We start from the raw sequence: 19,237 nt of genomic DNA on the forward strand, positions 1-19,237 counted from the left end.
CAACGGGTTTTGCCCGGATGTTCCGCGCCGGTATACGAACCATTGATGACGCAATGCCCTGCAACACGCTGCTCAACTTGACCCCATGGCACTACGCAGCCTGAAAGCCGCCAGCTCAACCCCAGCCGGTGGGCTAGTAGTGCGCATCAACGCTTTTGCATCCGGCCGGTAAGAGCAAGGGGCGGGTGAGCACTGACGTGCTCACCCGCCCCTATCAGAGACCGCTGGGATCAGGCACCCACGCGGAAGCGCAGGTAGCCGGTGATCTCACCGCCGGTGGCCTCCACGACCTTGCCGACCGTGGTCTTGGGGTCACGGGCGAAGGCCTGCTCCACCAGGCAGTTCTCCTTGAAGTAACCGCCCAGGCGGCCCTCCACGATCTTGGCGATGGCAGCCTCCGGCTTGCCCTCGGCGCGCGTGGTCTCCTCGGCGATCGCCCGCTCCTTGGCGACGACGTCGGCGGGGGCGTCCTCACGGGTGAGGTAGAGCGGGGAGTAGGCGGCCACGTGCATAGCGACGTCGTGAGCGACCTCCGCGGCCTTGGCGTCCGTGCCCAGCAGCACCGCGACCTGAGCGGGCAGGTCAGGGTTGGTGCGGTGCAGGTACAGGTCCACCTTGGGGGCGGCCAGGCGGCCGACGCGGCGCACGACGATCTTCTCGCCGATGACGGCCTGCATGCCGTCAGTCAGCTCCTGGACCGTCTCGGAGCCGACCTTGACCTCGGCCAGGGCCTCGGCGGAGTCCACGCCGGACTCGACCGCGGCGTCCAGGACCTTGTTCGCGAAGTCGATGAACTTCTCGTTCTTGGCCACGAAGTCGGTCTCGGCGTTGACCTCGACCAGGACGCCGACCTGGCCCTCAGCGGTGTCGACGACCTTGGCCGCGATCAGGCCGGCGGAGGCGGAGCGGCCCTCGCGCTTGGCGATGCCCTTGAGCCCCTTGACGCGGATGATCTCGATGGCCTTCTCGGTGTCGCCGTTGGCCTCATCCAAGGCCTTCTTGACGTCGAGCATGCCAGCACCGGTCTGCTCGCGCAGCGCCTTGATGTCAGCGGTGGTGTAGTTCGCCATATGTGTCTCCTGTTACGTGCAGGTTGTGTCAGTGGTTCGGGGGCTCAGGCCTGCTCGGCGGCGGGGGCCTCGGTGCCCGCCAGGAGCTCGGCCTCCCACTCGGGCAGCGGCTCGGCGTCGGCGGGGACCTGCGCCTCCTCGCCGGTGCGGGTGCGCCCGGCGGAGCGGGAGAGCAGGCCGTCAGCGGCGGCGTCGGCGATGACACGGGTCAGCAGCTCGACGGCGCGGATGGCGTCGTCGTTGCCGGGGATGCCGTAGGTGACCTCGTCAGGGTCGCAGTTGGTGTCGAGGATCGCGATGACCGGGATGCCCAGCTTGTGGGCCTCGGAGATCGCCAGGTGCTCCTTCTTGGTGTCCACCACCCACACGGCCGAGGGGAGCTTGACCATGTCACGGATACCGCCGAGGGTCTTGACCAGCTTGTCCTTCTCGCGGCGCATCATGAGCAGCTCCTTCTTGGTGTGGCCAGAGCCGGCCACGTCGTCGAAGTCGAGCTGCTCGAGCTCCTTCATGCGGTCCAGGCGGGCGCGCACGGTGGAGAAGTTGGTGAGCATGCCGCCCAGCCAGCGCTGGTTGACGAAGGGCATGCCGACGCGCTGGGCCTGCTCGGCCACGGCGGCCTGGGCCTGCTTCTTGGTGCCGACGAAGAGGATGTTGCCGCCGCGGGCCACAGTCTCCTTGATGAAGTCGTAGGCGGTGTTGATGCCCGCCACGGACTGCTGCAGGTCGATGACGTAGATCCCGTTGCGCTCGGTGAGGATGAAGCGCTTCATCTTGGGGTTCCAGCGGCGGGTCTGGTGCCCGAAGTGGACACCGCTCTCCAGGAGCTGGCGCATGGTTACGACGGCCATGATGGTCCTTCCGCGTGGGCCGAGAGGTTGCTCGGCACACAGTTGAGTCGTGGGGTGGTGCTCCTGGTGGGCGGACCCGCCAGGCACCCCGTTGGTTAAGGTGGTTCTTCCCCGTACCGTCACCGGGACGGCAGAGAGGGCCTGGTACCCGCGACGCACAGCCACCCGCTGCTGGCACGAGGCCAGTGGCAGGACCACGACCGTGACGCCCGAAAGGACGGGAGCGGGCACGCGAAGTCAGCGCCCAGCCCGGCCACGGGGCCGCACTGAGACATCTGCAGGCGCGAGGCTACCACAGGGAGCACCCAGGTTTTCCCCGCAGATCTGCGGAATACCGGGTGGAACCGGTCACGACGGCGGGCGGGTCGTGGGGCTGAAGGCGGGGTGGCGGCAGCCTGGGCAGCGGTGTGGGCAGGGCCGTCGGACCGTGTTGGCGCTACGCCGTTACCGGGCCCCTGGCACCGGGGCGGAGCGGCGGTGCGGCGTTCTCGCGGGAACCACTACGCGGCCCACGACGCCGGTCCTGCTGTCGGAGGCCGCGCTCCCCTACGCACCGCCGCGACGCCGGGGCCAGCCGGTACTCCACGACACCCCTAGACCCGCACCCACCGCTCCAGCCCCACTCCCGTACACCCACCCCAGGCCGAGGTCCTGCGCCGTCCACCCCACCCCCTGGGCGGACACCTGCCCCTGCGCTCCACAACCCCGCTGCGGAGGGCCCACCTCACCTCCAGGCTGCGGGCGCGGCCCCGCTCCTCATCCCCGCAGCGATCCTGTACCCATGAGCCGTGCACGCCTACGGATAACCTCCCGGCTGGAGCGCCTGGGCCACAGCCTGCCGGGCCCACCCGGCCCGTTCGTCCGCCGCTGCTTGCCGGTCGTGGCCGCAGTCCTGGCACTCGCCGCCCCGGGAACGTCCTACGCCGCCGTGACCACCTGGGGGCCGCCTGCCGCGCCGGGACGGGCTTACACCGCCGTCGCACCCCAGGCAGCTCCCGCCCGCGGCCGCTACGACTGGCCCACGCCGGGCACGGCACCGGTGATAGAAGGCTTCCGACCTCCGGCGGTGGCCTGGGGGGCGGGCCACCGTGGCGTGGACCTGCGGCTGGCGGCGGGCTCGCCGGTGCGCTGCGCGGGCGACGGCGTCGTCGCCTTTGCCGGGGTGGTGGCGGGGAGGCCGGTAGTGTCGGTGGACCACACCGACGGCATCCGCACCACCTATGAGCCAGTCGAGCCGCAGGTACAGGCGGGCCAGGCCGTAAGCCGTGGGCAGGTGCTGGGCACGCTGCTGTCCGGGCACCGCGCCGACGGCGTGGACGCGCTGCACTGGGGGGCGCGCACTGGCAGGCGCAGCTACATAAACCCGCTGCGCCTGCTGCGCCCGGCGGTGATCCGCTTGAAGCCCCTGCGCTGAGTCGGCGCGGCGGAGCAGTTGCGGCAAAGCGGACTGCTCGTAGTGTTCTGAGACCAGGGACTGGTCCCAGGGGCAGGGGCACGGCTGGTCCCAGGGGCACGGGTTCGGCTGGTCCCAGGGGCTGGTGCAGGGCGGAGTTGTCACTGGCGGAGGGATAGAAGCCCCCACACCGACCACCGCCCCTGCAACTACCGCAGAATCAAGCCGAAATCCCCCCAGCCTCAGCGCTCAGAAATCCCCCTAATCCTCCACCAGTGACAAAACACGCCCACCCAGGCCAGCTTCGGCCCAGGCAAACCGCGCCGACGGCGCGGACGCGCTGCACTGGGGCACGCCGATGGGCTGCCCGTAGGTCTCCCCGGCGGCGGGCGGACGCGCTGCCCTGAGGGGGCGCGCACTGGCAGGCACAGACACATAAACCCGCTGCGCCTGCTGCGCCCCGCGGTGATCCGCTTGAAGCCCCTGCGCTGAGACGACGCGGGGGTAGCGGAGAGACGTCGCGGGCGGCGGAGGTCTGGTGAGGAGACGGCGCACCCCATCCAGAAAGACAAATCGGTCCCGCCCACATCATTGTGGGCAGGACCGAGAGGTGATCAGGGATGTTGACCTGCAAAGGAGATTAATCAAGTCCCACCGCCCTGGCTTCCGCATCTCCCGCACCTAGGGCGCTTCCTTACCGCACCCTCTAGATGTGGCTCCGCAAGCACCTTGCGAACCTCGCCTGGTGCTGGCCGCGGAAGCGCCCCGACACAAGGAAAAGTGGGGTCTGCGGGTCTTCGGGGGGGGTGGTAAGGACAGGCCAACCATGCCACGCACACAGGCCAGGATACAAAGCCTGGACCTGTTGCAGCGTGGTGGTCCCGGTGTCCCATGGTGATGGCGAGAACTGCACAGAGACGGTCACAGCCTAGGAAGGGCAGCAAGGCCCCGCGAGCGACGGCGGAGCTGTGCCACAGGACGTACCTGCCCCGGCCCGCGCGGGCACAGCCTTCGGCCTTCAAGAGCCGCGACAGCGAACCCACCACGCCCCGGCCGCGCGGGCGCAGCGGGGCAGCCGTCTAGGCGCGGGGGAAGGACCCGCGAGTTCGAGCAGATGGAGCTGGAGTTCGGGGCAGCCGTCTAGGCGCGGGGAAAGGCCTGCTCGTAGACGCTGCGCAGCCGTTCCGGCGTCACGTGGGTGTAGCGCTGCGTGGTGGCCAGGGAGGAGTGCCCCAGCATCTCCTGCACCGTGCGCAGGTCCGCTCCCCCACCGAGCACGTGGGTGGCGGCGCTGTGCCGCAGTCCGTGCGGCCCCAGGTCCGGCACCCCGGCCCGCGCGGCGGCCTGGTGCACCACGGAGCGCACTGCACGTGGGTCCAGGCGTCCACCCCGGGCCCCCAGGAACAAGGCGCGGCGCGCATCTTCCGAGTGACTGGCCCCCAGCAGCGTCGGACGGTGCCGCAGGTAGTGCTCCAGCGCTCGGGAGGCTGGCAGGCCGTAGGGCACCACGCGCTCCTTGCCACCCTTGCCCAGCACCCGGATGGTGCGCCCACGGCGGTCCAGGTCGGCAGTGTCCAGTCCCGTGAGCTCTGAGACGCGCACCGCGGTGGCGTAGAGCAGCTCCAGCAGGGCCAGGTCGCGCACCGCCAGGGCGATCCGGTGGGCGCCTGCTCCAGCAGCTGCCCCCCTTGGAGAGGCGCCCGCCCCGTTTCCCGACATGGTCTGCTGTGCCTCCTGAACCGCCTGCTCGGCACCGGCCAGGAGCGTGCGCGCCTGGGCGGCTGAGAGCACTGCGGGCAGGCGGTTGTCCGGGCGGGGGCTGTGCAGGCGCGCCGCCACGTCCGTGTCCAGCAGCCCTTGGCGGTGGGCCCAGGTGGAGAAGGTGCGGGTGGCGGCGCTGCGGCGGGCGACGGAGGCGCGGGCGGCCCCGCTGCCAGCCTGCTGGGCCAACCAGGCACGCAGGTCGGCCAGGTCCAGGCTCCGCAGGGCGGCCCGCACGGGCTCGGTCGGCTCGGCCCCGACCCCCAGGAAGTCCAGCAGCTCGGCCAGGTCCCCCAGGTAGGCGCGCACGGTGTGCTCGGAGTGCCCCCGCACTGCCCGCAGGTGCCGGGCGTAGGCCTGCGAGAGGGCCTGGCGGGTGTCGGCAGCCAGCGGCTGCGGGGCACCGACGGCGGGCGGGGAGGTCACCACTCCAGGCTAGGCCACTCAGGGGCGACGGCAGGCAAGGTCGCCGTCGGCCACGCAGCCCCTGCCTCTACGCGAGCACCCGGCTGCGGCGCCACCGGTTACCTTCCCGCTGCACGCGCCCCTCGAGCTCCAGGATGCCTAGGGCAGCGCTCACCGCTGCCTCGTCCTCCCCGGCCACCCGGGCCAGGCGCGCCAGATCGGCAGCACCTCGCGCAGGCAGGGCGTCCATGACGGCGGCGCACTGCGGGGACAGGCCGTCGAGCAGGCCCGGCTGCTGGCCCTTCGCAGCCGCCTCCTTGGCCTGGTCCGGGTCTAGGGCGCCGACCGGCGTCACCAGCTCCAGCACCTCCTCCGCGTCCGTCACGCAGGTAGCCCCGGCCCGCAGCAGCCGGTGGCAGCCCACCGAGCTCATGGAGGTCACCGGCCCGGGCACAGCCCCCAGGGGTCGCCCCAGCTCCTGGGCGTGGTGGGCGGTGGACAGGGCCCCAGAGCGCCAGGCGGCCTCCACCACTACGCAGGCCCCGGTGAGCGCGGCTATCAGCCGGTTACGGGTCAGGAAACGGTGCCGGGCGGGGGCGCAGCCGGGAGGCACCTCAGCCACCAGGGCGCCCTCGGCGGCGATCCGCTCCAGCACCCGCGCGTTGCCCGCCGGGTAGAGCCGGTCCACTCCCCCGGCGGAAACCGACACGGTCCGCCCCGTGCCCAGCGCGCCCCGGTGGGCGGCGGCGTCCACCCCGAAGGCCCCGCCGGAGACCACCACGCAGCCGCGCGCCGCCAGGTCGGACGCCAGCTGCGCCGCCACCTGCTCCCCATAGGCTGTGGCCGCGCGGGCCCCCACCAATGCGACGGCGTGCCCGCTGCCCGGCCCTGGGGGCACCAGCGTCTCCCGGCTGCGCACCACCGGCGCCGCCGGGCTGGTGCCACTGTCCGCCCTGGAGACCAGCAGGGCCGGGTCCCCCCGCACCCACAGGCAGACCGGAGGCGCCTCCAGCTCGTCCAGCCCCGGGGGCCACCAGGGGTCTCCAGGCACCACCAGGCTGCCTCCCAGTCGTTCCAGCAGCCCCAGGTCGCGGGCGGGGTCCAGGCCCCGCAGCCGAGGAGCCCAGCGACCAGCCGCCTGCGCCCAGGCTGCGCGTGACCGCGACGTGGCTGGGCCGGGCAGGGGCGGGGCAGGCGTGGCGCGCACGCGCCCGTCGGCGTCAAGCGCCTGCTCCAGCAGCCACTCCAGGCCCGCCACCGGCCCCAGGGCGGCCAGCAAGGCGGTGGCGGCCGCGTCCGTGGGCTCGGCCAGCCGGCTCCAGGCGGCCCGGGCCAGCACCGGATGGGTGGTGTCGAAGACGACCCGCCGCTCAACCCCCATAGCCACCTCCCCTGGTGCGCAGGGACAGAGCCGCCCCCAGCTCGGTGGCGCCTGGGGTCCTCTGCCCGGCCAGGTCGGCCAGGGTCCAGGCCAGGCGCAGCACCCGGTCCACCCCGCGCAGGGAGAGCACGCCCCGCTCCAGGGCCTCCATCAGGCGGGACACCAGGCGCGGGTCAGTGCCTGAGTCCGGTCCGCGCAGCCAGGAGCCGGGCACCTGGGCGTTGAGCCGCCACGGCGTACCAGCCAGACGGCGGGCGGTCCGCTCCCGGGCCGCCCGGACCCTCTCCGCCACCACCGCACTGGGCTCACTGGGCTCCAGGCCCACCAGGTCGGCGGCCTGCACCGGCCCGACCTCCACCTGGATATCCAGGCGGTCCAGCAGGGGCCCGGACAGGCGAGAGAAGTAGCGGCGTCTTTGTAAGGAGGTGCAGGTGCACTCCAGGCCCCGCCCGCTCGCCTTGCCGCAGGGGCAGGGGTTGGCGGCCATGACCAGCTGGAAGGCGGCCGGGTAGGTGGCCCGCCCGGCCACCCGGTCTATGGTCACGGTCCCGGACTCCAGCGGCTGGCGCAGGCAGTCCAGCACCCCGGAGCTGAACTCTGGGGCCTCGTCCAGGAACAGCACGCCCCGGTGCGCCAGGGAGACGTCCCCGGGGCGGGGCGTGCCCGAGCCGCCACCCACCACCGCCGCCCGGGTGGCAGTGTGATGGGGCGCCCGCAGGGGCGGGGCCGTCAGCAGGCCCTGGTCGGGGTTGAAGCTGCCCGCCAGGGAGTGGATGGAGGTGACGGTGACGGCGTCCTCGTGCTCCAGGGGCGGCAGGATGCCTGGCAGCCGCTCCGCGAGCATGGTCTTGCCCGCACCGGGTGGGCCGACCAGCAGCAGGTGGTGCCCGCCTGCGGCTGCGACCTCCAGGGCCCGGCGGGCCTGCGCCTGCCCCACCACCTCGCGCAGGTCAGGCACCTGCGGGGTCTCAGGGGCCACCGCCCGGGCACGCACGGCCGGTGCACCCGTCTCCAGCAGCTGCTCCAGGGCCCGGCGCACCGGCTCCTTGAGCCTGCCGCCGTACTCCAGCACCAGCTCGCCCACGTGCCTGACGCCCCGCACCTGCGCCCCACGGACCAGCCGCGCCTCTGCCTCGCAACCTGCGGCGACCACCACCTGCTCCAGGCCCGCCGCGACGGCGGCCGCCACGGCAGGCAGCACCCCGCGCACCGGGTGGACGCTGCCGTCCAGGCCCAGCTCACCCACCAGCATCACCTGGGCCAGGCGGGAGGCCCCGCCAGGCGGGATGACGCCCAAGGCCCCCAGCACCGCCAGCGCCAGGGACAGGTCGAAGCCGGTGCCGGTCTTGCGCAGGTCCGCCGGGAACAGGTTGATCGTCACCCGGTGCTCTCCCCAGGCGACGCCGCAGCTGCTCAGGGCGGCCCTTACCCGTTCCTTGGACTCCCGCAGGGCGGCGTCCGGCAGCCCCACCAGGGTGAAGCCCGGCAGGCCGGACACGGCGTGCGCCTCCACGTCCACCAGGTGGCCCTCAAGGCCGGTCAGGGCTACCGCCCGGGTGCGTCCCAGCGCCATCAGAGCCCCACTCCCCGGTGGTGGCGCAGCACGGCGGGGCCGTCGGGCGGCAGCAGCACGGAGACCACGTCCAGCCGCAGCCCGCTGTGGCTGCCGGTGTCGTGTCCGTGGGCCCAGGCGGTGGCCAGCAGCCGCAGGCGCCGCAGCTTGCCGTGGCCGACGGCGGCCGCCGGGGGACCGTAGCGCTCTGAACGGCGGGTCTTGACCTCCACAGCCACCAGGGCGCCGTCGGGGTCTACCGCTACCAGGTCCAGCTCGCCGCGCAGCGGAGGCTGCCCGTCATGACCAGGTCCGGGCCGCCAGTTGCGGTCCAGCAGCCGCCAGCCCTGTGCGCGCAGGTGGGCGGCGGCCAGCTCCTCCCCCTGGCGCCCCAGCTCGGCGCGTCGGCTGGCTGCCGCTGAGGGTGCTCCGGCGGGAGGGCTGGCGGGGCGGCTACCAGCTGTTACTGGGCATGACGTTGTGTTCACTGGGGCTGGTGCAGGGGCAGTGGGCTCTGGCTTCACCCCAACAGGATCCGGACAGGTTTCCTGCCGTCACCGGCCAGAGGCGTCTGCGGTGGACAGGCGCTGCGCTACACCACCTGTGGAGCGCGGGTGGCAGATGCCAGGGGGTTCCCGTAGAGCAGCTGCGGGACGCGGGTGGCAGATGCCAGGGGGTTCCCGTAGAGCAGCTGCGGGACGCGGGTGGCGCACGCCGAGGCCCCGTAGGACACCTGCGCTCCGTGGCCAGCGCACGCCAAGGGCTCCCCCGCCACAGGCCAGTCCTCGCCACACGTCACAAGCGGCACGGCACCGCCGTCACCAGCCCAGCGCGTGCCCCGCCGTCAGGGTCCAAGTGTGGCCCCGGCCAGCGCACGCCAAGGGCTCCCCCGCCACAAGCCAGTCCCCGCCACACGTCACAGGCGGCACGGCACCGCCGTCACCAGCCCAGCGCGTGCCCCGCCGTCACCGGCCCGGAGCCCCGCGCCCCTAGAAAACGTCAGGGGATCTCGATCTCCGGCTTGGTCAGCTCCTCCACGTTGACGTCCTTGAAGGTCACCACGTGCACGGACTTCACGAACCGAGAGGCCCGGTAGATGTCCCACACCCAGGCGTCCTCCAGCGCCAGCTCGAAGAAGACCTCACCACCGTTGGTGCGCACCTGCACGTCCACGGAGTTGGCCAGGTAGAAGCGCCGCTCGGTCTCCACCACGTAGGAGAACAGGGAGACCACGTCCCGGTACTCGCGGTAGAGCTCCAGCTCCAGGTCGTTCTCGTACTTCTCCAGGTCTTCTGCTCCCACCGCCTCATAATGCCTGCCACGGTCCTAGCCAGTCACCTCCGACGCGCCCACCCACCGGCAGGTACGCCCTCAGCCGCTCAGGCCGGGCAGCCGCCAGGAACGGCGGTGCTGCGCGGAGGCCCCCAGGCGGGCCAGGGCCTCCCGGTGAGCCTGTGAGGCATACCCCTTGTTGCTGGCCCAGCCGTAGCCCGGGTCCTCCAGGGTCTCCATGAGCCGGTCCCGCTCCACCTTGGCCAGCACCGAGGCCGCCGCCACCACGGCGCAGCGGGCGTCCCCCTTGACCTCCATGCGCACCAGCGGCCAGGAGCCGTCCGGAAAAGGGTGGCCAGGCAGGGCGTCGTCGTCAGCCAGGGTCAGCAGGTCCGGGGGCGGGGCGGCCAACCAGTTGGCGGTGCCGTCCAGGACCACCACCGTGGGCCGGTTGCCGCGAGCCGCGACCTGGCTGAGCGCCCGTATCCCGGCCAGCCGCAGCGCCCCCACGATGCCCAGCGCGTCTATCTCCGCAGGGCTGGCGTGGGCAACGGCGTAGTCGGTCAGCCACTCACGGCAGGCGGGCACCAGCGCCTGACGCCGTCGGGCCGTAAGCTGCTTGGAGTCCGCCAGGCCTACCGGGAACAGGTCCGGGGTGTGGCGGCCAACCACCGCCAGACCGACCGTGACCGGGCCAGCCAGGGAGCCGCGGCCGACCTCGTCCATACCCGCGACCAGCTGGTGGCTCGCCAGCAGCGCCTTCTCCAACTGCCGGTCAGGCCTGACCGCTGGGCTCATGGTGGGCTCTCCCCGGTCAGGTCAGCTGGTGGGCTGGGGGCTGCTCTGGGCGGGCGCCAGCTGGCTCGGCAGGCTGGTGGGCTCAGGCACGCGCCGGAACACGCTCCCCTCCTGGTCCAGCACCGCCCAGTGCTTGACCGGCAGGAACAGGTAGCGGGCCACCCCGACCACGTTGTCCAGCGGCACGAAGCCCTGGTTAGGGTCGTCCTGGTGCATCCGGGAGTCCATGGAGTTGGAACGGTTGTCGCCCATGAGCCACACGTAGCCCGCAGGGACCGTGACGTCGAAGGCGATGTCCGAGGGCGACACCCCGGCCTTCACGTAGCCCTCGGAGAGCTCCACCCCGTTGACGCTCAGGGAGCCCTTGCCGTCGGAGACCACGCGGTCGCCGGGCATACCGATCACCCGTTTGATGAGGTGGTGGCCGGAGTGGGGAGGCAGGAGCCGGGTGAACTCGAGCACGTCACGCAGGACCTTGCGGGCGCCGGTCGGTTCCTCGTAGCCCGCCAGCCAGCCGCCAGGGTCCACGAAGACCACGATGTCCCCGCGCTCGATGTCGCTGGCGTTGTACATGGTCACCGCCACCCGGTCGCCCACCGCCAGGGTGTTCTCCATGGAGGAGGAGGGGATCTCGTAGGTCTGCACCACGAAGCTCTTGAACAGGGCCATGAGCACCAGCATGACCACGACCACCAGCAGGGTGGACCCGTGGGCCTTGTGCTCCTCCGGCTCCTCGTCCTCCTGCGGCTCCCGGGGCGGGATAGAGGGCGGTAGCTCCTCCTCCGCCAGGTCCTGGAGGGAGGTCTGTGGGTCGTCAGCCTGGTACGGGTCCCTCGACACTGGTGCCCCTTCCGCTGGCTGACTCACGCTGACATCCTCCTGGACAGGGAACTAGGGGCCGCCCACTGCGGGCGCAGCGGCCTGACAGTGGCTTAAAGGTTCTGGCTGCGGTGGTGCCCGGTCCCAGGAAGCGGGTCCGGGCACCACCGGGAGAGCAGCGAGGATCAGTCCTCGCGCAGCTCCTTGATCTTCGCAGCCTTGCCGCGCAGCTTGCGCAGGTAGTACAGCTTCGCGCGGCGCACGTCACCACGGGTGACCACCTCGATCTTCTCGATCGAGGGCGTGTGCAGCGGGAAGGTACGCTCGACGCCGCACCCGAAGGAGATCTTGCGGATCGTGAAGGTCTCCGAGATCCCACCACCCTGACGGGCGATGACGACCCCCTGGAAGACCTGGACACGGGAGCGGTTACCCTCCACGACCTTGACGTGCACCTTGAGGGTGTCGCCGGGGCGGAAGGAGGGGATGTCGTCGCGCAGCGACGCGGCGTTGATCTCGTCGATCAGGTTCATTGGATCTCTCCACGTGCCTCTGCCACTGGTCAGGAGCACTTGCTCAGTGGTGCCCGCGCCACACGGGGCCGGCACCGGTGCTTGCGCCCGCTGGTCCTGCTGCGGCTCGGTCCCCAGTGGCAGACACAGGCCCAGGCCCGCGGGCCCGCCCAGTGTGCCACAGCGCCAGGGGGAACCGGCAGTGGAGGCTGGGCGAAGTGCCTCACCTCACGGCGGTGGCGGCAGACAGCTCCAGGACCATGACGACGTCGTGGCACCGCTGCCCACCGACGTCGTAGACGCGGGTACCGGCCCGTCTGAAACCGGCCCGCTTGTAGGCCTTCTGGGCGCGGCGGTTGCCGGTGTGGGTGCCCAGCCAGAGACGACGCGCCCCGGCGGTGCAGGCGGCCTCCACCGCCTGCTCCAGGAGCGCCGGGCCCAGGCCCGAGCCGCGCAGCCGGGGGTCCAGGTACAGCTTGGACAGCTCCGCCACCGGCTCCGCACCCTGCGGGCGCAGGCAGTCGGGGAGCGGGTCCAGCCCCTCTGGCCCACCCCCAGGCGCCCCTGGCTGCCCCAGCAGGACCAGGCTGTAGCCGACCAGAGCCCCTGCCGCCAGGGGTGCGGCGGACTCGGCAAGCTCGACGGCGCAGGCCGCTTCTGGTGCGGCAGCCTCCGGCGCGGACGGTTCCCCACCGGCCGGGGCGCTGTCTCCCCCACCGGTGGCCTGCCCACCTGCGGCCCTCCCCGGGCCGGTACCAGGGCCAACCTGCTGGGGGCCGGAGGCGGCCAGTCCCTGCGGGAGTGTGGCCACCGTCAGATGGGCGCGGGGGTCCGTCAGCCAGGCGGCGAAGCGCTCTGGGCTCAGGGCCTGGGCCGTGTGGGCGCTGATCCTGGCGGGCTCCAGCCCGGGCGGGCAGGCGTCGGGGAAGGTGCGTGCCGCCAGCCGGGTCAGCTCGGGCAAGTCCGCGGCGGTGGCCGGGCGCAGCCGCAGCGGGACCGGGTGGGGGCTGCCGGGGGGCACGGCCCAGCCGCAGCGGGCCAGCACCGCCCGGTCCTCCCGGTCCAGCCGGGCCGGGTCCAGGGCGGCCACCAGGTCCGGGCGGCGCGCGGCGGTGCGGGTCAGGGACTGGTCGCGCCGGTGGCGGGCCACACGGGCGTGGTCCCCGGAGAGCAGGGGGGCCTCGGTGGCGGCCAGGTCCAGGCCGCGCCAAGCGATCGGGCGGGTGTAGACGGGGTACTCCAGCAGCCCGGCGACGGAGTGGGACTCCTCCTCCACCGACTCGGGGTTGCCCAGCACGCCGGGGCGCAGGCGGGCGATGGCCTCGACCATCACCAGGGTGGCCACCTCCCCGCCGTTGAGCACGTAGTCGCCGATCGACAGCTCACGCACCTCTAGGCCGCTGCGGCGGTAGTGCTCGGCCACGCGGGCGTCAATGCCCTCGTAGCGCCCGCAGGCGAAGACGATCTGGTCGGCGCGGGCGAGGTCCTCGGCGGTGCGCTGGGTGAAGACCTCCCCGGCAGGGGTGGGCACCACCAGCACGCGGCGGCCGACGGCGTCGGCAGCCACGGCAGCACCTCCCCCGCTGGCGTCCGCAACAGCCGTGGCGGCGTCGGGGGCCAGCACGGCGTCCAGGGCCTGCCCCCACACGTCGGCACGCATGACCATGCCCGCCCCGCCGCCCACCGGGGTGCCGTCCACGGTGCGGTGACGGTCCTGCGTCCAGTCCCGCAGGTCGTGCACCCGCAGGTCTATCAGCCCGGTGGCGGCGGCCTTGCCGATCAGGGACAGGTCGAGCACGCGCAGGTAGTCAGGGAAGATGGTCACCACGTCCAGGCGCAGGGCACCGGTCACGGGCGTACCTCCTCGGCCCCGCCCAGCCCCGGGAACAGGCCGCCCGGCGGGTCCAGCAGCACGATCCCGGCCTCCGGGTCTACCACAGGCACCAGCTGGGCCACGAAAGGCACCTCCACCTGCTGGCCGTCGGGGGTGCGCACCAGCAGCCGGTCCTGCGCCACCCCCGGCTCCACGCCGGTGACCTCCCCCAGCAGCCTGCCTGCCGCGACCCCGCCGTCGGCCCCATCACCTGGTTCCAGCAGGTGGGCCTTGAGCCCGGTGAGCTCGTGGGCGTACCAGGCGTCCTCCTCAGCGGGCTCCTCCGTGTCCGTCTCCACCAGCAGTCGCAGGCCGCGCAAGGCCTCCGCACTGGTGCGGTCGGGGGCCTCGGCGAAGGTAGCGAACCAGCGGGCGCCGTCGTGACGCAGGCGGGTGACGGTCAGCTCCTGGGGGGCGTCCTGGCCGCGCGGCGCCTGCACGGGCAGGACCGTGCCCGGAGCCAGCCGCCCCTGCGGGTCGTCAGTGCGCAGCTCCAGGCGCACCTCGCCCTTGAGCGCGTGGGCAGGACCGATGACGGCGACGTTCAGCAACACCCCTCCAAACTACCTGGACAGCCGTGGCGGTGGCACACACGGCACCAGCGGCACCCGGTCCCCGAGGCAGCGGCAAGCCCGTGCGCGGGCCGCGGGCGCGAGGCCCTGCGGCTGCTAGCCGGGGAGAAGCACGTCGCCGTACGCGGGCGGCGGGCAGGAGCCGTCCACCACCTGTAGGTGGCCGACCTGCGGCTGAGCCGCCTGCACGTAGTGGCCGAGACCTCGTCTTGCGCAAGCCGATCCCAGACCGACACCGGCTTGCGTTGCCGTTGCCAGGAGCAGTTGGCACACTGGAACCGGCCCCAAGGCACCGGTTCCCGCAGGTGTCCCAACCCTGGAGAGGTAATGGACCGGCGTTTGTTCATAGCGTCCGCCACAGCCGCTGCTGCGGCGACGCTGACGGCTTGCACCATGCCCTACACCGCCGCCAGCACCCCCCAGCCAGGCCACCCCCCAACGCCTGCAGACAGGGCAGACCTGCCCCGTCCCCCCTCCCCCAGCGCCACCCCTAGCGGCTTCAGCACCACCCCCTCGTGGCAGGGGGTCTCCATCCTGGCCGTGCACGAGCAGTTCCTGGTGGGCACCACCTGGAGCCCCCAGGCCGTGGGGCTGACCGCGCACGGACTGTGCCCCGCCGTCACCGACCTGAGCACCGGCAGCACCACCGTGGTCCTGCCCGACGGCGCCGGCGGCCTGCGCACCGCCCCTGCCTCCCTGGACCCGGGCGAGTACACCGAGGCCATTGAGGCCTACCAGCCCAGCGGCGAGGCCGTGGTGCACCTGCACACGTGCGCCGCCCTGCTGGACAGCACGCACGCCTACCTGGTGGTGGGCACCGAGACCACGCGCACCCCGGCAGGACCAGACGAGCAGGAGGTCACGCCGGAGGCTGTCTGCCCGGTGCACCTGCTGCGAGTGCGGCTGCAGGACGGCCAGCTGGAGGCGGTGAGGCGGCTGAGCGCAGCCTTCTCCGTGCAGCTGCTCTCCAGGCGGGGCACCTTGGGGACGGACCTGGCGCTGTCATTCAGCCCGGATCGCCGCAAGGTGGTGGTGGCGGGCTCCTCCCACGGCTCCGCGGACTTCATCGGCATGCGCCTGCACGCGCAGAGCCTGGCGGTGGAGCTGGACGTACACGACCTGCTCAGCGACCCCAGCTCCTACGAGATGCAGTCCTTCGGGCAGGCGGTGGTCGCCCACTCCCTGAAGCACGACCAGACCCTCACCGTCATGCTGCCCACAGGCGCCTCCCAGGAGCAGGTCACCGGTCTGTCCCTGGTGCACGAAGGCTGGTGCTACTACGGTGACGGCACCCAGATGCTGGCCACGAACCTGGAGACCGACCAGACCCTCAGCCTGCACACCGACCCCAAGCAGGCCCACCTACTGGCCGAGGCCTGGCCCCGGGTCAGCTCCGACACCCACGACCTGGTGCTGCACAGCCAGGACCTGCTGGAGGTGCTGCGCCCCGGGCAGGCCGCCCCCGTCCTACGGCGTACCAGCGAGTCCGGCCCCGTGCCCCGGCACACGGCCCTGTTCGGGGACGTGGCCTACACCCTGTCGGCCTCCAGCAGCACCAGTCCCCTCGAGCTGCTATCGCTGTCATCCGGCCAGATCCTGCAGCAGGTGGACGACACTGCCGGCTGGATGAGTGCCGTGGCGGTCAGCAGCTGGGGGCTGGCCTGCGAGCCAGGGACCTTCTTCCCCGCCACCAGCTGGTTCTGAGCCGCCACCCAGCACCTGGAGGCTAGGCCCGCTGGCGCAAGAAAGACGCCGTCCGCCCCGTTTGCGGGGGCGGACGGCGTAGGCGTCGCGGCTTTGCTCAGCGCCGGTCGGTGTCAACCACGTCGACCCGTACCGGGCTGTCTGCCAGGGCGTTGACGACGGTGCGCAGGCACCGCGCGGTGCGCCCAGAACGACCGATGACACGTCCGAGGTCCTCGGGGTTCACCCGCACCTCAAGCAGGTCGCCGCGGCGCAGCGACCGGGAGGTGACGGTGACGTCGTCGGGGTTGTCGACGATGCCCCGCACGAGGTGCTCGAGCGCGTCAGCGAGCATCTCAGGCCTCCTCGGCGGGGGCCTCAGCGGCCTCCTCCGCAGCCTTGGCCTCGGCGGCAGCCGCCTCAGCGGCCTCCTTCTCAGCCTTGGCCTTGGCCTCAGAGGCGGCGGCCTTGCGCTTCTCCGCGTCCGCGGCGGCAGCCTTGATGGCGGCCTGGGCGGCGGAGGCGGCGTCGCCCTCCTTGACCTTCAGCTTGCCCTCAGGCACCTTCAGGCCCTTGAAGGCCTGGTAGATGCCCGTGATCTTGAGCAGGTTGAAGACGGTGTCAGAAGGCTGGGCGCCGACGCCGAGCCAGTACTGAGCGCGCTCCGGGTCGATGCGGATGAGCGAGGGCTCCTGCATCGGGTCGTAGATACCGATCTCCTCGATGACGCGGCCGTCCCGGCGCTTACGGCTGTCGAGCACGACGACGCGGTAGAACGGCTGGAACTTCTTGCCCATGCGCTTGAGGCGAATCTTGACTGCCACTTGGTTGAACTCCTGGTTCTCAATGGTTTGGCGCTTACCAGACCCCGGTGGGGTCAAGCAACGTTGTCCGGCTCGCGCCGAGACGCGTCCACGCCCGGGAGAGGGACCGCACGCAGACGAGTGCAGCAGGTGATTCTGCCAGACCCCCGCGCCCGCCCGCCAGCAGCCAGGCCCCCGGCCCGCCCCCGATCGCTGCGAGATCGCCCACAGCCGCCCCGCCCGCGGTCTGGATGGAGCTCCCGGGAGGGTACGGCCGGGGCCTCAGAGACGCCGTTCCGGGACTGCGCGGACCTAGAGCTCCCGGGAGGGCGGGGGGCGAGGCCCGCGAGCCGCCCCCCGCCCGCTAGTGGTCCTGACACTTGTCACCTGGAAACGGTGACGGGCAGCAGTACCAGGCCGCCTCCACCCGGCAGAACCTAGGCCCATGAGCACCTACACCCCTGCGGTACCCCCTGCCGCCACCTCCCCCTCCACCGGCTCCCGGGCTCGCCAGGACGCCGCCCCCAGCCGCTCCCGCCCCCTGGCCAGCCCCTGGGCCGCCACAGTCCCCGCCCCTGCCACCACCCCGGCCATCGCCGTCAGCCAGCTGACCAAGACCTTCGGGCAGCTGGTGGCCGTGGACCACCTGGACCTGCGGCTGGAAGCCGGTGAGGTGCTGGCCTTCCTGGGCCCCAACGGCGCCGGGAAGTCCACCACCATCGACGTCATCCTCAACTTCAGCCGTCCCAGCTCCGGCAGCGTGCAGGTGCTCGGCACCACCCCCGCCGAGGCCGTCGCCCAGGGCCGGGTGGGCGCCGTCCTGCAGACCGGCTCCCTGCTGCCGGACTACACCGTGCGCCAGGTCCTCGACGTCGTCGCCTCCCTGCAGCGCCGCACCCCGGACGTGCAGGCCGTGATCGAGCAGGCCAACCTGGTCGGGCTCCTCAAGCGCAAGGTCGGCAAGTGCTCCGGCGGCGAGCTGCAGCGCCTGCGCCTGGCCCTGGCACTGCTGCCCCAGCCAGAGCTGCTGGTGCTCGACGAGCCCACCGCCGGGATGGACCCGACCGCCCGCGCCGCCTTCTGGCAGACCATGCGCCACCAGACCGCCCAGGGCCGCTCCATCCTCTTCGCCACCCACTACCTGCAGGAGGCCGCCGACTACGCCGACCGCATCCTCATCATCCACCAGGGACGGCTGGTGGCCTGCGGCTCGGTGGACGAGGTGCGCGCCCTGGGTGAGGGCACCACCGTCACCGCCACCTGGGCGGGCCTGAGCGGGGAGGCCGAGCTGCGCCGCGCCCTGGCCCCGGCCGCCGCCAGCCTGCTCGGCGTCAAGGTGCTCGGAGACCACCTGGAGGTGCGCACCTCCGCCTCCGACGACGTCGCCCGGCTCCTGCTCACCCAGACCCCCGCCAGCCACCTGGGCGTGAGCGCCCTGAGCCTGGAGGAGGTGTTCTCCGAGCTGGTCTCCCCCGAGGCGACCAGCCCAGCGTAGGCGAGCATCCCCGGAGCCGCCTGAACAGCCCCGCCCCCGCGCGCCAGGGCCTCAGCACACCGAGTCTGAGCGCACCACGCCTCACGGCACCACCCCCAGAAACCCCGACGTCCCAGAACCTCAACACCACACTGCTCCAGGAGCCCCAGATGAGTACCTCCGCCACCCCCGCCGCCCCCGCTAGCGCCACCAGAGACCGCGCCCACGCCGTCGTCTCCCCCAGACGCCGCCCCCGGCCCTGGGTGTACACGCGCACGGACACGCTGAACACGCTGCTCCGCCCGGACATGCTGTTCTTCACCGTCGTCATGCCGCTGGGCATGTACCTGTTCTGGGGCGCCCTCCAGGACTACTCAGACTATGACGCCGGGCGCGGCAACGTCGCCGCCGCCACCATGATCAACATGTCCACCTTCTCGGTGGGGATCGCCGCCACCTGCACCGCCGCCGGGGCCGCCGTGGAGCAGGCCACCGGCTGGGGCCGCCAGATCGCCCTGACCGCCGGGGGGCTGCGCAGCTACACAGTCACCAAGCTGCTGACCGCCCTGCTCGTCTCTGTCTGCCCGGTCACGGTGATCTTCGTGGCCGGTGCGCTCACCGGCGCCAAGATGGACACGCCCCTGGTGTGGGCCGCCAGCTACCTGCTGAGCCTGCTTGTGGCGGTGCCCTTCGCCTGCTACGGGCTGGCCGTAGGCATGTGGGTGCCGGCCCAGGCCGCCGTCGGTATCGCGGGCGCCTCCATCAGCATCTACGCCTTCCTGGGCAACCTGTTCATGCCCCTGGACGGCGGGCTGCTCACCTTCGCCCGCTACACCCCCATGTACGGGGCCGGGAGCCTGGCCACGCGCGCCCTGCAGGGCGACCTCGTGGCCACCATGACCGGTGTCATCCACGAGTCCCTGTGGGTGCCGGTGGCTAACATCAGCGTGTGGACCCTCGTCTTTGCCCTCGTCTGCCTGGCTGCCCGCAGGCGCGCGACGGCGCGGCGCTGAGACTA

The 19,237-nt window shown here is 72.4% G+C and carries 18 protein-coding genes; 4 read left to right on the top strand and 14 right to left on the bottom strand.

All coding sequences use genetic code 11. The features are described from left to right. Positions 1-230: 230 nt before the first annotated feature. Together tsf and rpsB are read right to left on the bottom strand one after the other, a co-directional pair. On the bottom strand, positions 231-1,070 hold the full coding sequence (tsf, locus tag JG540_RS06845) for a translation elongation factor Ts (protein WP_200274884.1): 840 nt from the start codon (positions 1,068-1,070) through the stop codon (positions 231-233). 44 nt (positions 1,071-1,114) lie between these two features. Further along, positions 1,115-1,921 (bottom strand): 30S ribosomal protein S2, encoded by an 807-nt coding sequence (gene rpsB, locus JG540_RS06850; protein ID WP_200274885.1) that lies wholly within the window; start codon positions 1,919-1,921, stop codon positions 1,115-1,117. Positions 1,922-2,702: 781 nt separating this feature from the next. Between rpsB and JG540_RS06855 the strand changes: the two genes are divergently transcribed. Then, the gene (locus tag JG540_RS06855; protein WP_200274886.1) at positions 2,703-3,335 is read left to right on the top strand and encodes a M23 family metallopeptidase; all 633 of its coding nucleotides are present in this window, start codon (positions 2,703-2,705) and stop codon (positions 3,333-3,335) included. A gap of 1,119 nt (positions 3,336-4,454) precedes the next feature. On the opposite strand, the gene JG540_RS06860 is transcribed toward JG540_RS06855, so the two are convergent. The 10 genes from JG540_RS06860 to rimM all read right to left on the bottom strand — a co-directional run bounded on the left by JG540_RS06860 (position 4,455) and on the right by rimM (position 14,241). Further along, complete coding sequence (locus JG540_RS06860) at positions 4,455-5,417, bottom strand: tyrosine recombinase XerC (RefSeq protein WP_234042989.1); 963 nt, start codon at positions 5,415-5,417, stop codon at positions 4,455-4,457. Positions 5,418-5,568: 151 nt separating this feature from the next. Next, positions 5,569-6,861 carry a DNA-processing protein DprA gene (dprA, locus tag JG540_RS06865; protein ID WP_200274887.1) on the bottom strand — a complete coding sequence of 431 codons (1,293 nt, stop codon included), beginning with the start codon at positions 6,859-6,861 and terminating at the stop codon, positions 5,569-5,571. Further along, complete coding sequence (locus tag JG540_RS06870) at positions 6,851-8,434, bottom strand: YifB family Mg chelatase-like AAA ATPase (protein ID WP_200274888.1); 1,584 nt, start codon at positions 8,432-8,434, stop codon at positions 6,851-6,853. The genes dprA and JG540_RS06870 overlap by 11 nt, the downstream gene beginning before the upstream one ends. Then, entirely contained in the window at positions 8,434-8,901 is a 468-nt protein-coding gene (locus tag JG540_RS06875) for a YraN family protein (RefSeq protein ID WP_200274889.1), read from the bottom strand. Before JG540_RS06875 ends, JG540_RS06870 begins: the two co-directional genes overlap by 1 nt. Before the next feature lie 511 nt (positions 8,902-9,412). Further along, positions 9,413-9,715 carry a DUF2469 domain-containing protein gene (locus JG540_RS06880; RefSeq protein ID WP_200274890.1) on the bottom strand — a complete coding sequence of 101 codons (303 nt, stop codon included), beginning with the start codon at positions 9,713-9,715 and terminating at the stop codon, positions 9,413-9,415. A 69-nt stretch (positions 9,716-9,784) separates the two neighbouring features. Continuing rightward, complete coding sequence (locus JG540_RS06885; RefSeq protein WP_200274891.1) at positions 9,785-10,483, bottom strand: ribonuclease HII; 699 nt, start codon at positions 10,481-10,483, stop codon at positions 9,785-9,787. 21 nt (positions 10,484-10,504) lie between these two features. After that, a complete protein-coding gene (lepB, locus tag JG540_RS06890; protein ID WP_234042725.1) occupies positions 10,505-11,323 on the bottom strand; it encodes a signal peptidase I in 819 nt (272 codons plus the stop codon). 164 nt (positions 11,324-11,487) lie between these two features. Further along, on the bottom strand, positions 11,488-11,835 hold the full coding sequence (gene rplS / locus JG540_RS06895; RefSeq protein ID WP_200274892.1) for a 50S ribosomal protein L19: 348 nt from the start codon (positions 11,833-11,835) through the stop codon (positions 11,488-11,490). Between the two features lie 202 nt (positions 11,836-12,037). Further along, positions 12,038-13,654, bottom strand: coding sequence for a tRNA (guanosine(37)-N1)-methyltransferase TrmD (gene trmD / locus JG540_RS10375; protein WP_234042990.1), 1,617 nt, complete (start codon positions 13,652-13,654; stop codon positions 12,038-12,040). Between the two features lie 8 nt (positions 13,655-13,662). Then, positions 13,663-14,241, bottom strand: coding sequence for a ribosome maturation factor RimM (gene rimM / locus JG540_RS06905; protein WP_200274893.1), 579 nt, complete (start codon positions 14,239-14,241; stop codon positions 13,663-13,665). A 411-nt stretch (positions 14,242-14,652) separates the two neighbouring features. Between rimM and JG540_RS06910 the strand changes: the two genes are divergently transcribed. Next, on the top strand, positions 14,653-15,963 hold the full coding sequence (locus JG540_RS06910; protein ID WP_200274894.1) for a hypothetical protein: 1,311 nt from the start codon (positions 14,653-14,655) through the stop codon (positions 15,961-15,963). Positions 15,964-16,060: 97 nt separating this feature from the next. Here JG540_RS06910 and JG540_RS06915 read toward each other — a convergent pair whose 3' ends face one another. Both JG540_RS06915 and rpsP read right to left on the bottom strand, forming a co-directional pair. Then, positions 16,061-16,297, bottom strand: a complete 237-nt coding sequence (locus JG540_RS06915) for an RNA-binding protein (protein ID WP_194949043.1) — start codon at positions 16,295-16,297, stop codon at positions 16,061-16,063. Position 16,298: 1 nt separating this feature from the next. Beyond that, entirely contained in the window at positions 16,299-16,766 is a 468-nt protein-coding gene (rpsP, locus tag JG540_RS06920) for a 30S ribosomal protein S16 (RefSeq protein WP_200274895.1), read from the bottom strand. 424 nt (positions 16,767-17,190) lie between these two features. Between rpsP and JG540_RS06925 the strand changes: the two genes are divergently transcribed. Then, the gene (locus JG540_RS06925; protein WP_200274896.1) at positions 17,191-18,240 is read left to right on the top strand and encodes an ABC transporter ATP-binding protein; all 1,050 of its coding nucleotides are present in this window, start codon (positions 17,191-17,193) and stop codon (positions 18,238-18,240) included. A gap of 149 nt (positions 18,241-18,389) precedes the next feature. Continuing rightward, on the top strand, positions 18,390-19,232 hold the full coding sequence (locus tag JG540_RS10605; protein WP_267977933.1) for an ABC transporter: 843 nt from the start codon (positions 18,390-18,392) through the stop codon (positions 19,230-19,232). The last annotated feature ends 5 nt before the right edge of the window (positions 19,233-19,237 follow it).

Origin of the sequence: Actinomyces weissii, from assembly GCF_016598775.1 — a bacterium.
In the GTDB taxonomy this organism is placed as follows: Bacteria; Actinomycetota; Actinomycetes; order Actinomycetales; family Actinomycetaceae; genus Actinomyces; species Actinomyces weissii.